General features: G+C 60.8%; 14 protein-coding genes. 3 read left to right on the top strand and 11 right to left on the bottom strand.

From position 1 onward, the window contains the following. Positions 1 to 199 precede the first annotated feature (199 nt). From CE491_RS21095 to CE491_RS21085, 3 genes are all read right to left on the bottom strand, one after another. Positions 200 to 874, bottom strand: a complete 675-nt coding sequence (locus CE491_RS21095; RefSeq protein ID WP_110950281.1) for a hypothetical protein — start codon at positions 872 to 874, stop codon at positions 200 to 202. Positions 875 to 1,045: 171 nt separating this feature from the next. After that, on the bottom strand, positions 1,046 to 2,320 hold the full coding sequence (locus CE491_RS21090) for a glucarate dehydratase family protein (protein ID WP_110950280.1): 1,275 nt from the start codon (positions 2,318 to 2,320) through the stop codon (positions 1,046 to 1,048). Between the two features lie 18 nt (positions 2,321 to 2,338). Next, positions 2,339 to 3,757 carry an MFS transporter gene (locus tag CE491_RS21085; RefSeq protein ID WP_324881517.1) on the bottom strand — a complete coding sequence of 473 codons (1,419 nt, stop codon included), beginning with the start codon at positions 3,755 to 3,757 and terminating at the stop codon, positions 2,339 to 2,341. A gap of 88 nt (positions 3,758 to 3,845) precedes the next feature. Between CE491_RS21085 and CE491_RS21080 the strand changes: the two genes are divergently transcribed. Next, a complete protein-coding gene (locus CE491_RS21080; RefSeq protein ID WP_110950279.1) occupies positions 3,846 to 4,745 on the top strand; it encodes a LysR substrate-binding domain-containing protein in 900 nt (299 codons plus the stop codon). A gap of 37 nt (positions 4,746 to 4,782) precedes the next feature. Here the strand turns inward: CE491_RS21080 and CE491_RS21075 are convergent, their stop codons facing one another. Continuing rightward, positions 4,783 to 6,072: an MFS transporter gene (locus tag CE491_RS21075; RefSeq protein ID WP_110950278.1), complete on the bottom strand. Its 1,290-nt coding sequence runs from the start codon at positions 6,070 to 6,072 to the stop codon at positions 4,783 to 4,785. A 350-nt stretch (positions 6,073 to 6,422) separates the two neighbouring features. On the opposite strand from CE491_RS21075, the gene CE491_RS21070 reads away from it, so the two are divergent. Beyond that, complete coding sequence (locus CE491_RS21070) at positions 6,423 to 7,475, top strand: mannonate dehydratase (RefSeq protein WP_110950277.1); 1,053 nt, start codon at positions 6,423 to 6,425, stop codon at positions 7,473 to 7,475. A gap of 191 nt (positions 7,476 to 7,666) precedes the next feature. Here CE491_RS21070 and CE491_RS21065 read toward each other — a convergent pair whose 3' ends face one another. From CE491_RS21065 to CE491_RS21055, 3 genes are all read right to left on the bottom strand, one after another. Continuing rightward, positions 7,667 to 8,371 (bottom strand): FadR/GntR family transcriptional regulator, encoded by a 705-nt coding sequence (locus tag CE491_RS21065; protein WP_110950276.1) that lies wholly within the window; start codon positions 8,369 to 8,371, stop codon positions 7,667 to 7,669. Between the two features lie 129 nt (positions 8,372 to 8,500). Beyond that, positions 8,501 to 9,619 carry a mannitol dehydrogenase family protein gene (locus CE491_RS21060; protein ID WP_234407642.1) on the bottom strand — a complete coding sequence of 373 codons (1,119 nt, stop codon included), beginning with the start codon at positions 9,617 to 9,619 and terminating at the stop codon, positions 8,501 to 8,503. Positions 9,620 to 9,642: 23 nt separating this feature from the next. Next, complete coding sequence (locus CE491_RS21055) at positions 9,643 to 10,653, bottom strand: zinc-binding alcohol dehydrogenase family protein (RefSeq protein WP_110950274.1); 1,011 nt, start codon at positions 10,651 to 10,653, stop codon at positions 9,643 to 9,645. A 283-nt stretch (positions 10,654 to 10,936) separates the two neighbouring features. Between CE491_RS21055 and CE491_RS21050 the strand changes: the two genes are divergently transcribed. Beyond that, positions 10,937 to 11,338, top strand: coding sequence for a hypothetical protein (locus CE491_RS21050; protein WP_110950273.1), 402 nt, complete (start codon positions 10,937 to 10,939; stop codon positions 11,336 to 11,338). 83 nt (positions 11,339 to 11,421) lie between these two features. Here the strand turns inward: CE491_RS21050 and CE491_RS21045 are convergent, their stop codons facing one another. The 4 genes from CE491_RS21045 to CE491_RS21030 all read right to left on the bottom strand — a co-directional run bounded on the left by CE491_RS21045 (position 11,422) and on the right by CE491_RS21030 (position 14,963). Then, positions 11,422 to 12,300 carry an urea carboxylase-associated family protein gene (locus tag CE491_RS21045; RefSeq protein ID WP_110950272.1) on the bottom strand — a complete coding sequence of 293 codons (879 nt, stop codon included), beginning with the start codon at positions 12,298 to 12,300 and terminating at the stop codon, positions 11,422 to 11,424. 230 nt (positions 12,301 to 12,530) lie between these two features. After that, on the bottom strand, positions 12,531 to 13,397 hold the full coding sequence (locus tag CE491_RS21040) for a sugar phosphate isomerase/epimerase family protein (RefSeq protein ID WP_110950271.1): 867 nt from the start codon (positions 13,395 to 13,397) through the stop codon (positions 12,531 to 12,533). Then, positions 13,390 to 14,634 carry an NAD(P)/FAD-dependent oxidoreductase gene (locus tag CE491_RS21035; protein WP_110950270.1) on the bottom strand — a complete coding sequence of 415 codons (1,245 nt, stop codon included), beginning with the start codon at positions 14,632 to 14,634 and terminating at the stop codon, positions 13,390 to 13,392. The genes CE491_RS21040 and CE491_RS21035 overlap by 8 nt, the downstream gene beginning before the upstream one ends. Next, entirely contained in the window at positions 14,631 to 14,963 is a 333-nt protein-coding gene (locus CE491_RS21030; RefSeq protein ID WP_110950269.1) for a MocE family 2Fe-2S type ferredoxin, read from the bottom strand. Before CE491_RS21030 ends, CE491_RS21035 begins: the two co-directional genes overlap by 4 nt. Between the last annotated feature and the right edge of the window lie 10 nt (positions 14,964 to 14,973).

The raw sequence follows: 14,973 nt of genomic DNA, 5'->3' as shown, positions 1-14,973 counted from the left end.
GCGGTATTGAACGGACGTGCTTTGAATGGATGGTTTGTGCGCGGGGCGCCAGTCGGATAGACGATATGACGGCATCCCAACGGCAATGCGTTTAGTCGGCGCTAACGATCTGTAGCAGCACAGCTTGCGGTGTTGGCTTCATGATCGGTGCCAGCCCGGACTGCCATAGGGGCCGTCTGTGCGCTCAGGAACGAGCCTCTCAATTACTTTCCTGCACCTGCCCCTTGCGCTCCATGATCATCCTTTCCCCGCTTTGCTGACGCTGTTGTTGCAGGGGGTCGCTGGTGCCGCTGGACGAAGGGGCCGAAGACGAGCCGCCAACCCCGGTCCCGGGTCTCAACGCAGGATTGGTGGTGCCCACGCTGCTCTCGTTCCCTCCGTTCTGTGCGCCCGATGTGTTGCTACCGTTGCCCGGCGCCGTGGTGTTATTGCTGTTGCTGCCGTTGGTGTGAGCGGCATCGGTGCTGTTGCTGTTGGTGCCATTGCTGCCAGTTGCGTTGGTGCTGCTGCTGTTGCTGCCATTGGTATGCGTGGCATCGGTACCCTTGGCATTCGTACCGTTGGTGCCGGTGGCGTTGGTGTTGCCGCTATTGCTGCCGTTGGTACCCGTTGCATTGGTGCTGCTGCTGTTGGTGCCGTTAGTCCCCGTGGCGTTGGTGTTGCCGCTATTGCTGCCGTTCGTCCCGGTTGCCCCGGTGCCCGCAGCGCCGCCGCCCGCCGCTGCCCCTCCTGCCGAGCCGCCAGCACCTCCCCCGCCGCCGGACGCGGCGAGCATCATAGGTGATGAGTCGGGATACTGAGCCATGGCGCCGCTCGATGCAGCAATCACAGCGACAAACAACAGAGGCATCAACGTCTTGCGCGCACTGATCATCTTCGTCTCTCCAGAACTTCTGCGGGGTCTGTTCTTTCGAGGTCTGGACAACCTGAGCGTTCGATTTTTAGCTTGCAAAGGAGCTGCCCCTGTAGCGCTACGGCGTGCCTGGGGTAACGTAATCCCTCTCCCTACCGCCAGCGAGTCACTCGCTACAGGCCGCGCATGGCCTCAATACCTCGGCTTCACGGCCTTCCAGTCCGCTTTGTATTTCTGCATCTGCTTGACGTCATCACGCTGGCGTATGCCGCAGCTCAGGAACTGGTCATTGAGCTTGCCCAACTGGTCATAGTCCAGCTCCAGACCGAGGCCAGGCTCGCGGGTGATCTTCACGCAACCGTCGACGATCGGCAGCTTGCCGCCCTTGATCACTTCCTCGTCCGGTTCCTGCCACGGGTAATGAGTGTCGCAGGCGAAGTCCAGATTCGGCACCGCCGCGGCCACATGAGCCATCGCCATCAGGCTGATGCCCAGGTGCGAGTTGGAGTGCATCGACACGCCAAGGCCGAAGGTTTCGCACATTTTCGCCAGCGCCTGAGTGTCACGCAGACCGCCCCAATAATGGTGATCGGCAAGGACGATCTGCACACTGTTCAACGCCACGCTGCGGCGGAACTCGTCGAAATCGGTGACCACCATATTGGTCGCCAGCGGCAGACCGGTACGCTTGTGCAACTCGGACATGCCGTCCAGCCCCGGCGTCGGATCTTCGTAATACTGCAGGTCATCGCCCAGCAGTTCGGCCATGCGAATCGAGGTTTCCAGCGACCAGTTGCCGTTCGGGTCAATGCGCAGTGGATAACCGGGAAAGGCCTTTTTCAGCGCTTTGATGCACGACACTTCATGCTCCGGATCCAGTGCACCGGCCTTGAGCTTGATGCTCTTGAAACCGTACGCCTCGATCATGCGCTGGGCCTGGGCGACGATCTGTTCCTCGCTCAACGCCTCGCCCCAGCTGTCTGGCGCATAAGGCGAGTCGGCGTGTTGTGCGTATTTGAAGAACAGGTAGGCGCTGAACGGCACCTGATCCCGCACCGCGCCGCCGAGCAGGTCCACCAGCGGCAGGTTCATCGAGCGCGCCTGCAGATCGAGAAACGCCACCTCAAAGGCCGAATAGGCGTTGCTCACCGCTTTACTGGCGTGGGAACCAGGCGCCAGCTCGGCACCGGCGATGCTGGCAGGCTTGTTGGCGGCGACCGTGGCTTTGACCACTTCACGCAATTGGTTGAGGTTGAATGGATCCAGGCCGATCAACCGGTTCTGCAATTGCTGCTGGATCGCCAGCGCCGGGGCATCGCCGTAGCTTTCGCCCAGACCGATATAACCGTTGTCGCTTTCCACCTCGATGATCGAACGCAGGGCGAAGGGTTCGTGAATGCCGCTGGCATTGAGCAGTGGAGGATCACGAAAGGCAATCGGGGTGACGGTGACACGCGTGATTTTCAAAAGACTTCTCCCGGTCGATCAGGGTTTGAGGCTTGGAGTGGAAGTGAAGGCGACGGCAACGCGCTGTGAAACCGTTTTCTCAACTGGCGGGCGGCTCTGGCCGCGACGAGAGTTATCCCGCGACTCTCCTTTGGGCGTCATACGGGCGAAGAAAATCACCACGGCAGCCACCAGCGAAGTGATCGCCAGACCATACATGCCGCCTTGAATGGAGCCTGTAGTCTGTTCGAGAAAACCGAATGCAGTCGGGGCGACGAAGCCGCCCAGGTTGCCGACCGAGTTGATCAGCGCGATCACCGCCGCCGCGATACGCGCATCCAGATAGCCCTGAGGGATCGGCCAGAACAGCGCGGACGCCGCCTTGAAACCGATCGCTGCGAAGCAGATGGCGACGAAGGCGAAGACTGGCCCGCCCGTGGTGGACATGAACATGCCGCATGCGGCGATCACCAGCGTCACGGCGACCCACGCCTGCTGATGCTTGAAGCGAGCGGCCAGCGCTGCGAAGCCGTACATGGCGACAATCGAAATGATCCAGGGGATGGAGTTGAACAGACCGACGTCGAAGTCGCTCATGCTGCCCATTTTCTTGATCATGCTTGGCAGCCAGAAAGTGGCGCCGTAAATGGTCAGTGCCACCGAGAAATAGATGAAGCAGAACAGCAGGATCTGCCGGTCAGCCAGCAGCTTGAACATCGAGGGCTTGACCACTTGCGCTGCCTCCCGGGCGCGCTGCTCTTGTTCCACCGCCGTGGTCAGCGCTTGCTTCTCTTCTTCACTCAACCACTTCGCTTCGCTGGGGTGGGACTGCAGCCAGCACCAGACGAAACCGCACAGGACGATCGAGGCGAAGCCTTCAATCAGGAACATCCACTGCCAGCCGTGCAGACTCAGACCGTCGATGCCGAGCAACGCGCCGGACACTGGCCCCGAGATCACCGAAGCCACCGCCGAGCCGCTGAGAAAGATTGCCATCGCCTTGCCGCGCTCGCTGGAAGGCAGCCATTGGGTGAAGTAGTAAATGATGCCGGGGAAGAATCCTGCTTCGGCGGCACCGAGGATGAAACGCAGCACATAGAAGCTGGTTTCCCCCCGCACAAAGGCCATGGCCATTGCCGCCGCGCCCCAGGTGAGCATGATGCGGGTTAGCCAGGCGCGGGCGCCGAAGCGTTGCAGGAGCATGTTGGAGGGGACTTCGAACAGCGCGTAGCCGACGAAAAACAGCCCGGCGCCAAGCCCGTAAGCGGCGGCACCGATGCCCAGGTCGGTTTCCATGTGGCTGCGCACGAAACCGATGTTCACCCGGTCGATGTAGTTGACGATGAACATGATGACGAACAGCGGCAGGACATGCCGCTTCACCTTGCAAGCCGCACGTGCAAGCACCGAGACGTCCGCGGCGGGATGGACATTATTCAAGAGGCAACTCCCGTTCATTGTTTTTTTGGGGATGGGTCGATGATGGACGCTGCTATTGTTCCCGTCTAATCTAGATTGACTGTTGATTGATACCCGGAATATATCAATGTTCGAACTCGCCCAATTGCGCTGCTTCGTTACGGTGGCCACTGAGCTCAATTTCCGGCGCGCCGCCGAACGCCTGAACATGACTCAGCCACCTCTGAGTCGGCAGATCCAACTGCTGGAACATCATCTGGGCGTTGAGTTGTTTACCCGCAGCACGCGCAGCGTGGCACTGACCGCTGCCGGTCGGGCGTTTTTCATCGAGGCGCAAAACCTGCTCGAACGCGCACAGCAGGCCTCGCTTGCCGCCCGCCGCTTCGCCGAAGGCGACATCGGTTCGGTGACCATCAGCTTCGTCGGCAGTGCGGTGTATGAATTCCTGCCTAAAGTCATCGCCGAAGCGCGCTTGAATCAGCCCCATGTGAAGATCTCTCTGACCGAGATGAACACCTACTCGCAACACGAAGCGCTGCGGGCCAGACGCATCGATCTGGGCATCGTCCGCGCGCCACTGTTGCAGACGGGCTACGAAGCCGAATGTCTGGTGCGCGAGCCCTTCGTACTGGCGGTGCCCGGCAGCCATTCGTTGGCCACTGCCGATTCGGTCTCGGTGCAAGACCTGGATGGCCAGCCGTTCCTGATGTATTCGCACTCAGCTTATCCGCCGTTCAACGAACTGCTGACCGGCACCCTGCGCTCGGCTCAGGTCGCTCCGGAATATGTGCAATGGCTGGGTTCTTCGCTGACGATTCTGGCGCTGGTCAATGCGGGGATGGGCCTGGCGCTGGTGCCCCGCTGCGCCGCCAACGTGGTGTTCAAGAACGTGGTTTTTCGCGACATCGATCTGGGCGAAGGCGTGCAGAGCGAGCTGCATCTGGTGTGGCGCTCGGACAACGACAACCCCGCGTGCATGATGCTGCTGGAAGCGATCCGGGCGGCGGTCAAGGCCGAAGCTGCTTGATGGGTGCGGCGCTGAGTACGCCGCACCCGGTCAGACATCAGGTGTGTTGCGCGGCAGCCGTTGCATCGGCTGCCGGTAACGGGTCCGGTGTGATCGACAGCGGCTCGATCTTGCCGACGATGAACAGATAGCTGAACGCGCCCAACAGCGCGAACGCCCCGGCGGTCATCAGCGGTGCTGTGAACGAGCCATTGCTCATCACCAGCATGAAGCCGGTGAAGGTGGTGATGAAGATCCCGGCGGTGTTGGACGCGAAGTTCTGGATGCCGCCAATCGAAGCCACGTGCGCCGGGGTTGGCGCGACGTCAGCCGGCAGGCACCAGATACAGGACCCGGCGAACGCCAGGCTCGCATAAGCCAGACTGAAGAACGCCAGCATCACATAGGTGTTTTCCGTGAATACGGACAGTGAAATGCTCGACGACATCAACATTCCGCCGACGATGCAGGTCTTGCGCGCAGCGGTCAGGCTCCAGCCCCGGCGATACAGCGCGTCGCAAGTCAGGCCGCCGATCCAGCCGCCGACCACTGACGCAATCGCCGGAATGGTGCCCAACGTGCCCAGCGACTTCAGCGAGAAACCGCGCTCGGTAACCAGATAGGTCGGGAACCAGGTGATGAAAAAATAGATCACGAAGTTCAGGCAGAAGAAGCCGAGCATCATGCCCCACAAGGTGCGGTGACGAAACAGCGACACCCACTTGACCCTGGGCCGCGCCGCGAGCGTCGCGGCTTTGCCGGCTTCATGCTGTTCGATCGCGGCAACGGCATTCGGCTCCTTGTAGATCAGGAACCAGCCGATTACCCAGATCACTCCCACGGCGCCCGTAATCATGAACGACGCGCGCCACCCCCAGAGTTCGATGATCAGCGCCACCACTGGAATCGACAGCGCCGAGCCGACCCGCGAACCGCTGTCGAAGATGCTGGTGGCAAAACCGCGCTCTTTGACGTCGAACCACTGGCTGACGATCTTGGCGCAGGACGGGTAAGCCCCCGCCTCGCCTATGCCGAGCATCAACCGGCAACCGAACATCGCCGCCAGGCTGCTGGCCACGGCCGTTGCCGCCGTGAACACCGACCACCACGCCACCGCCAGAGGCAGCGCGATCTTCGCGCCGACTTTGTCGACGAACCAGCCAAAGGGCATTTGCATCAAGGCGTAGGTCCAGAAGAAACCGCTGAGCAGCAGGCCCATTTGCCCTGAGCCCAAACCGAGTTCTTTCTGGATATAGGGAGCGGCCACCGCGAGGTTGGCCCTGTCGATGTAATTGATGGCTACGGCAAGGAAGCATAGAAAAATGACCAACCAACGACCTTTCTGCATAGCGAGTCCTCCTGATTATTTTTATGAGTAAGACTTCGTGCACGGTTCGGACAGGGGCTGGGCGCCGATTTACAAAGGGTATTTCGATGAAATGGCACCTCATCGAAAACCGAAATTGGCCTGACCAAATATCCGAATGCAGCCGATACTAGACCCGAAAACCGGGTTATGGAAATCGTAAACCGGTTTTTTAAGCAGGTTTCTCGCTCAACGGTCGCCATTTGCATAATTTGGCCTGACCAATCTATGCTTCAACCACCCAGCGTCTACGCGCCTTGCACGCGGCTGTGCGCAGCCTCGCGGGTGACGAAATTCATAACCACGAAATTGATAAGAACAAGGACTCAGCCATGAAGATGACCTTTCGTTGGTACGGGCCAAGCGACCCCGTCACCCTGCAGTACATTCGCCAGATCCCGGGCATGACCGGCGTGGTGTCGGCGATTTACGACATCCCGGTTGGCGAGGTCTGGCCGCTTGCGAAAATCGCCGACCTCAAAGCCACCGTGAACGCCCATGGCCTGGAACTCGAGGTGATTGAAAGCGTGCCGGTGCACGAAGACATCAAGCGTGGCCTGCCCGGTCGCGACCGGCTGATCGAGAACTACGGCCAGACCCTGCGTAACCTCGCCGCGTGCGGGGTCAAGGTGGTCTGCTACAACTTCATGGCAGTGTTCGACTGGACGCGCTCGACCCTGGCGATGGAGCTGCCGGACGGCTCGACCACCCTGGCGTTCGACGTTGCGGTCATCGAGCAGGCCAACCTCGACGAGGGCATCAGCCTGCCGGGCTGGGACGTCAGTTATGAACCCGAGACCCTGCGCGCATTGATCAACGAATACGCTCAAGTCAGTGAAGAAACCCTGCGCGAACGCCTGGCGTATTTTCTCGAACGCATCATTCCGGTCGCCCGTGATGCAGGGATCAAAATGGCGCTGCACCCGGACGACCCGCCGCGCTCGATGTTCGGCATGCCACGGGTGGTGAAGAACCGTGAGGATCTGGCGCGGGTCATGGCGATGGTCGACGATCCGGCCAACGGTTTGACCCTGTGCTCGGGGTCCCTGGGTGCCGACCCTGGCAACGACATTCCATCGCTGGTCCGGGAGTTCGCCGGCCAGGGGCGGATTCACTTCGCCCACCTGCGTAATGTGAAGGTCAATGCGGCGGGCGACTTCTTCGAAACCGCGCACCGCTCCGAAGATGGCTCGCTGGACATGGCCGAGATTGTCAAAGCCTATGTCGAGACCGGCTTCGAGGGCTATTACCGCCCCGACCACGGCCGCATGATCTGGGGCGAAACCGGCAAGGCGGGCTACGGCCTGTACGACCGTGCCTTGGGAGCGGTGTATTTGAACGGGTTGTGGGAAGGGATTCGCAAGGGTTTGCCAACGGCACACTGAACCTACGCCTTTCCCGTGGCAGCTGTGGGAGTGAGCTTGCTCACGAAAGGGTCTGTACATTCACAGCAGATGCAGGGTCTTAACGTCAGCATTCGTGAGCAAGCTCACTCCTACAGGGTTGAGCGTTGGAGCCATAACCTGGCACAACCCCACCGAGTAAAGGGTTGAGGCCATGACCTGGCATAGACCCACTACTGCTCCGCATCCATCCCGTCCAGCCAGCGCGCTTCGGATTGGCGCAGGTGTTCGCGCATGGCGGTCTGGGCGCCGATCAAGTCGCGGGCCTGCACGGCCTTGAGAATGGCCTCGTGTTCGGCCACGGCCATGGCCCAGGTTTCGCGGGTCTCGGAGTGTTCGCTAACGTGGGCGGTCAGTGGACTGTAGCGCTCCTCGAACAGCGAGGTGATGATGCGCACCAGCGTCGAGTTGCCGCTCATCTTCGCCAGGCGCTGGTGAAACTTGCGGTCATCGTCCAGCGCTGGCACGCCTTTGAAGGCCCCTTCGCGCATCTTCTCGATACAGGTCTGCAGGTAGCGGTAATCGGCCTTGGTGCCGTGAAGACAGGCAAGCATCACGCACTCGCCCTCGATCAAGGCGCGGGCCTGCATCAGTTCGGACGGACTTTCGCCCAGTGTACGGGTCCTGCCCTTCACCCCCAGCAAATGCTCGCAGACGTAAATGCCCGAGCCCATGCGAATCTCGACGCTGCCTTCGATCTCCAGCGCAATCAGGGCTTCACGCAACGAGGGCCGCGAGACCCCGAGCAATTGCGCCAGATCGCGTTCAGGGGGCAAGCGCGAACCGGGCCTGATGCCATTCTTGCGGATGTGCTCACGCAGGCGGTCAGCGGTAATTTGGTAGAGGCGGCGTTCGGGAGGAAGGCTTGGCGCGGTCATGAATCACGTTCCGTCAGTTGCGCCGGAGCATATCACAGGCGTTTGCCTGCTTCGCCCCTGCGGCGGTCCGGCTTGCCGGCGGTATCGATTTGCGTACCGCCACCGCCGGCATACCGTGCGGCTACAGATTCAACCCCCTAGCGCTCGCCTCAACCTCGGCTGTTGCAACCCCGCAACACGCTCTCCCATTTCCAGGACAGGCAAAAACCTGCGTCGTTTTTTCTCTTCATGGTTCTGCGCGATATCGGCGATCCGATGCTTGAGAAACGGGTTGAGGAAACGTTCGCGCACACTCGCCAAGTAATCCCGCGCCTGCGCCAGCGCCCCCTTGGCGGCGAATACGGGCAACACCTCCTGCGACCACAGATCTTCGAGGCTCTGCCGCAGCAACGGATCATTCATCGCTTCATACACGGTTTCATCGACGGGCCGTCCCTCAATCCGCCAGCGCTCGGCGAGCCAGCTATGGCCCAGATTGAGCATGAACAATTTGAACTGCTCGTACTGCTCAAGCTCATCGGTGAGCACCACGCAGGGGTGAACACAGGGCAGCAGCAAGCCTTCCTGCCGTTCGATAGCCCAGATCGCATAAGGCTCGGCCACTGCACCCACCGGCTGAATCGGTTGCGAGACGATGCGGTCGACCAGCGAGTTGGCCCAGCGGCAGGTGTTGCGCAAATAGCCGGCAAACGCGGCGTCAAGGTTCCAGTTCTGCGCCAGGCTGACCAGCAGATCCCGTAACACATCGCCGTTGCGCGGCACCAGCTCGCAGGGAAACAACGACAACGACGCAGTGGGGTTGCGCTGCCATCGGTCATGCAGCAACACCAGCAACTTGGCCGGAAAACCGATCGGTGCCGCGGCATCCTCCGCCAGCAGTGCCGACGTATCTGCCGCATCCAGCACATAGCCCTTGTCGCCGGTGTTGGAAATCACCACCTGCACATCGCGGACGAAGCCCCGGCGAATCAGCCGCCAGTCCCGCGTTGCCTGCAACGCGGTTTCGATCGATGAAGACCAGTGTCGCTCATCGATCACCTGCCCGTTTTCCAACCCTTGAATCCGCACCGGATAACCCTCCCCGCTGGACAGCGCCTGTACTCGCCGAGCACTGTCGGTGCTGGCGGTGGTCTGCACCACGGTGACCTTGCCCAGTGCCTCGCCTTTGCCCAGCGCTTCGGAGATGAACAGATCGACGTGGGCTTGAAGAAAGCGACTGGTGCCGAATTGCAGGATCGGTTTAAACATGGAATGGCTCATCCAGCGCCCTCCTAGCATTCGATAATGGCTTTCACCACGCCCTGGGCAGGGTCGAGCAAGCGCTGAAAGCGTTCAGGCACCTCACTGAGTTTCATACGATGAGTGTTGAGCGCGGCATCGGGAATGAGTCCGTCACGCAGGCACTGCTCGACATGGCGGAAGTCCTCGACCGTGGCATTGCGGCTGCCCATCAGCGTCGCTTCGCGTTTATGGAATTCGGGGTCGGAAAAGCTGATGGTGTCGCGCACGATGGACACCAGCACGTATTTGCCGCCGTGGGCAATAAACTCGAAACCTCGCTCCATGGCCTTGGCGTTGCCGGTGGCGTCGAACACCACGTCGAAGAACTCGCCATCGGTCAGTCGCTCCAGTTGCTGCTTGTCGCTTTCGCCAATCAGCACCGCGCAATCCACCTGCAGGTGTTGTTTGCAGAAACTCAGGCGGTCCTCGCGGGTGTCGAGCACGGTGACAGCGGCGCCACGCAACCGAGAGAAGATCGCCACTGCCATACCGATCGGTCCGGTGCCGACCACCAGCGCGCGCTGGCCTTTCTGGATGTCCGAACGACGCACCGCATGGGCGCCAATCGACAGAAACTCGATCATCGCCGCCTGATCCAGCGTCACGCCATCAGCCTTGAGCACGAAGGCGTGAGGCAGGCTGAGGAATTCAGTGAAGGCGCCGTCGCGATGCACCCCAAGGACCTGAATGCGCACGCAGCAATTGGTCTTGCCCTGGCGACAGGCAATGCAATCGCCACAGGACAGATAGGGCATGACATACACCACGTCGCCCGGCGTAAGGCCGCTGCTGGCCTCGCTTTGCTCGACGATGCCAGAGAACTCGTGGCCCATCACCCGCGGGTATTCCAGGAACGGTTGGTTGCCATTGAATATATGCAGATCGGTGCCACAGACGCCAACGCGCTTGATTCTGACCAGGGTTTCGCCAGGCCGGCGTTCAGGCTTCTGGCGATCCTGCGCCGACAGGGAACCGGGTGTTTCGCAGACGACGGTAAGCATGTGGTGTTCTCCAGACCAGGCAAGCCGGACAGCGATAAGACGCCGCTGGCCGGGATCGATCGATTGTTGTTGTGACCCTGGAAGCGCTGCCCTGCCTCATAGAGATGGCCCCAGGAGGTCGGAGCGGGCACGGTTGGAAAAACTACACAGCGATTTCGCAATTGGCAAGGCCAATTAATTTTTATTGATATTGGCCTTACCAAATTAATCGTACTGACACTCACCTGCGCCCTACCGACAGACGGCTGTAAATCCCCAGTGCGCATCGCTATGATCGGAGCCCATGACTGCCACCTTGCCCATCCGCTCACCCTGCCCGCCTGGCGCCTGTGTCTGCGACCGCGAGCGCCTGCTGGAAAGCGCCGACACCGATCAGCGCATCCTCTGCCTGACCCGGCAGGAGGAAAAACGGCTACTTGAGCGCCTGGAAAACATTGCCAGCCTGACGGACCTTGAGCACATGCAACGGCGCATGTACGAACAACTCGGCATTCGTCTGCAAATCGCGCCGGGTTTCAATGAAGTGCGCAGCATGCGCGGCATCGCCATCGACATCGCCGACCTGCCAGGCATGTGCCGCAAGACCCGCGCCGCGATCCCCGCCGCGATCCGCAGGGGCCTCGAGAAACGCCCGGAAATCGCCTGGAGCCTGCTCAATGCCCACGACCTGTTGCGGGATGCTTGAATTTTCGCCTCATCTCTCTTCCTGGCAGCAGGCTTGCTGGCGGCGGCAGGCATTGGGATCGCTACCGCCGGCAAGCGGTGCTGCTAGAGCTCACTTGGATAATCCGTGTCTTGAATTTCCCAATCCGCCCTGGCGATTTTCAGCCCATGCAAGCCGTTGTACTGCGCACGTTTCGGCTGTTCCCAGCCCTGCAATAACGCCGTGTCGAGGTCATAAATCTCTACCCCCAACGGCCGGCAAACGCTCAGCGGATCCTGCGCCTCAGGCCCCCACATCGGCAGCGACAGGTCGCCACCCGGACAGGTTGACAATGCGCACAGCAGATCGATTTCCGCGAAGAATTCCAGGTAATCGCCTTGCTGCGCCGGGCAGGCTTTCATGAAGTACATGTCGTCGTGATTGAGCCCCGTGCATTGAAAGATGTTGAGCACGTCATGCACGTCGAATTCGGTCAGGCCGTGGGGCAGCACGGCGCGGGTCAGGTTGGAGTGGCAGTGATGGTGAAAATCCTCGCCGGTCAGCATCTTGTTCACGTAAGGATCGCAGCGGGTACCAAGCAGGTCATGCAGACGGCCGCCGTGTTCGTCGATGCCGTAACTGGCCAGACTGTCGTCGGTGATGGTGACCAGCGGGCGCAGGAACGGCAGGTTTGACCACAGCCGGTCGTGGGTCGTGACGTGGGCGCCTTGCAGTTGTCGGGTGCGTGCAGCCCACAGGCGTTCCCGCGGGTCGTTGGCGTTCCAGACGTTGAAGTCACCCACTTGCGGACCGACCGGCGTCGTCACGCGAAACACCTGGCCGGCCTTGACCTTCCACGCCCTGCCGGTGCGGATCGGCACTTCGAACTGCTCCACCAGCGTGCGACTGTCCGGGCTTTGGCGAATACGTTCATAAAATGCCGTGTCGACCTGCAACGCCGCGCCTTTGCTGACCTGATAGGCCGCTGGATAGTCTTTGTACATGGGAACTCCTCGGTCAGTGGCTGGCAGCACTGGCGAACAAATCCAGCGTCTGGTGTCCGGGTTCGTCGAGATAAGGGGATTGTGCAACAAGCCGGTTTCAATCAGGACAGCATAGAGCGTGGCAAATCTTACGACCTATCTTCGTCGCTGTAGGAGCGCGCTTGCCCGCGATTGCGCTGGGTCAGGCAACGCCAATCTGGCGGACACTGCAATCGCGGGCAAGCGCGCTCCTATAGAGATTGCGTACAGCCGGACCAGAGCTGTCGTGCCAGATCCTTCATCAGCAACGATTCTTCCCACCGATCTGTGATGTCCCGGCCAAACCGGTCGGTAATGGCATACGGCGGCGGCCCCAATTCACAGGTGAACGACAGGCTGCCAGCCACCTGCTTGCGACCCAGCCAATCCTCGATCCCCCGCTTCCACCAATCGCTGAACAGCTCGACCCATGGCCTGTGTTGCGCAAAGCTGATTGGCACCTGCACTTGCTCGCAACTGGCCACACGCCCATGAAAGCCCCAACTGTTGCGCAGAATGCTCTGGATCTGCTGCTGATCGTCAGCGCCAGGCGGCAGTGGAATTTCACGGCCGACGACGTAATGCGACAGGTCCGCCAACAGCTTGAGATCGGGCAGTTCCTCGAGCAGACCGAGCGTGAAATGCAGGTCGTTGGTGAGCCGATATCGATGGGTCTCCACCAGCACCGGAAAGGCGACCTGCTCAGCCAGACGCTGCCAGCCTTCCAACAGACGCAAGGCTTGCTTCAAGCTGCGAGGTCGGCTGTCGGCCTGAATGGTGAGGTGGTGACAGCCATATTCACTGGCGACTTCCAGGGCGGGCTGCAAGTCGTCGATGGTTCGAGGAAATACCTGGCCCTCGATCTGCAACCCGAAGCCGCTCGCCAGACGTGACAATTCGCGCGCCGCCAAAGGTTCATAGAAGTGATCGGTAATGCCGTCGAACCCGGCTTCGGCGATTTTTGTCAGTTGCGATTCCAGCGACGAAGGCAGCAGACCCTGATCGTTCTGCATGGCCCACATCGACTGAAACACCACAAACTCTCGTTCCCGCGACTTATCAGGCTTGGGCTCAGGCATGGGCACCTCGCAACAGGCCTTTGAGCGAAACGCTGGCATCGGCCAGTTGCTCCGCTGGCAACACCGACTGGCTTTCGATCAATCGCTCGCACAGCTTGATGTCCTTGGCGATGCTGTTCCCGGCACCCCAGCCACTGACGCCCACCAGCTTCGATTGGCGGTCCAGGTATAAAAGTAGAAACCCGCCCTCCACGCCCTCACGCTCGATGACCTGCGCGTCGGCTGACAGCATGCCGACGGTCTGCAAGCCGAACTCGTAATGATCGGACCAGAAGCCCGGTACAGCGCTGAACGGCTGCTGATGACCGAGCATATTCAATGCGGCCAATCGTCCCTGGGCCTCGGCGTTGCGCCAGGTTTCCTGCCGATGAAACACGCCGTCGCCACGGGCGAACTCACACACGTCACCGGCCGCGTAGACGTCCGCCGCGCTGGTTTGCAAAAAGCTATCGACCTTGATCCCGCTGCCGGTATCCAGCCCCGCCTGACGGGCCAGTTCCAGGCTCGGCTGCATGCCGATCCCCACCAGCAGCACGTCGCAGGGCACCCGCTCGCCGCTGGGCAACTGCACCGATTCAACCCGGTCTTCGCCGTGCAGTGCTTCGATCTGCGCACCGAGCCGAACCACCACGCCTTTGCGGCGATGCAGGGTCAGCAATGCCTCGGACACGCGCTTGGGCAATGCACGCGCAGCCAGTCGCGAACCGGCTTCCAGCACTGTCACTTCGCACCCCCGATCGCGCGCGCTGGAGGCGACTTCCAGGCCAATGAAACCACCACCGACCACCACCAGCCGCGTGCCGGGGGTCAGGCGTTTTTCCAGCTCTACCGCTTCATCGAAGGTGCGCAAGTAATGCACATTACTGAGCTGATGCTGCGCCAGTTCAAGGCGCCGAGACGTCCCTCCGAGCGCCAGCAACAGCTTGCTGTAAGTCAGCGACACGCCAGTATCCAGAGTGACCGAGTGCAGGACCGTATCGATGCCGGTCACCCGAACCCCGCTCAAGTGCTCGATCCCGGACGCGATGAAACTGGCCTCGCTGAACAGGCTGCACGATGCCAGCGAAGACTCGCCCTTGAGCAGCGCCTTGGACAACGGCGGGCGCTCGTACGGCAGGTGCGCTTCGTCCCCGATCAGCACGATGCGCCCGGCAAACCCGGCCTCACGCAAGGTCAGCGCCGCCCGCCCCCCAGCGTGCCCGGCGCCGACAATGACGAGGGTCTCTGAGAGGTTCATGCCGCGCCCTGCCCTTGGGTATCGAGCAACACCATGCCCGCTTCGACCTTGACCGGATAGGTCTTCAGATTGACGCAGGCCGGTGCGTTCAGCGCCTTGCCGTTGCGATAGTCGAAGCGGCCGTTGTGTTTGGGGCATTCGATCACGAAGTCCATCACCAGACCGTCGGCCAGATGAATCCTTTCATGGGTGCACAGGCCGTCGGTGGCGAAGTATTCGCTGTTATGCGAACGGTACACCGCGTAGGTTTTCTGCTCGTGATCGAAGCGGATGACATCTTCTTCATCGATATCGTCGACGTGGCAAACCTCTACCCATTGATTGCTCATGGCAGTGCTC

The organism is Pseudomonas bohemica (assembly GCF_002934685.1).
GTDB classification, from domain to species: domain Bacteria; phylum Pseudomonadota; class Gammaproteobacteria; order Pseudomonadales; family Pseudomonadaceae; genus Aquipseudomonas; species Aquipseudomonas bohemica.
This window is presented reverse-complemented; position numbering and strand designations above follow the sequence as displayed.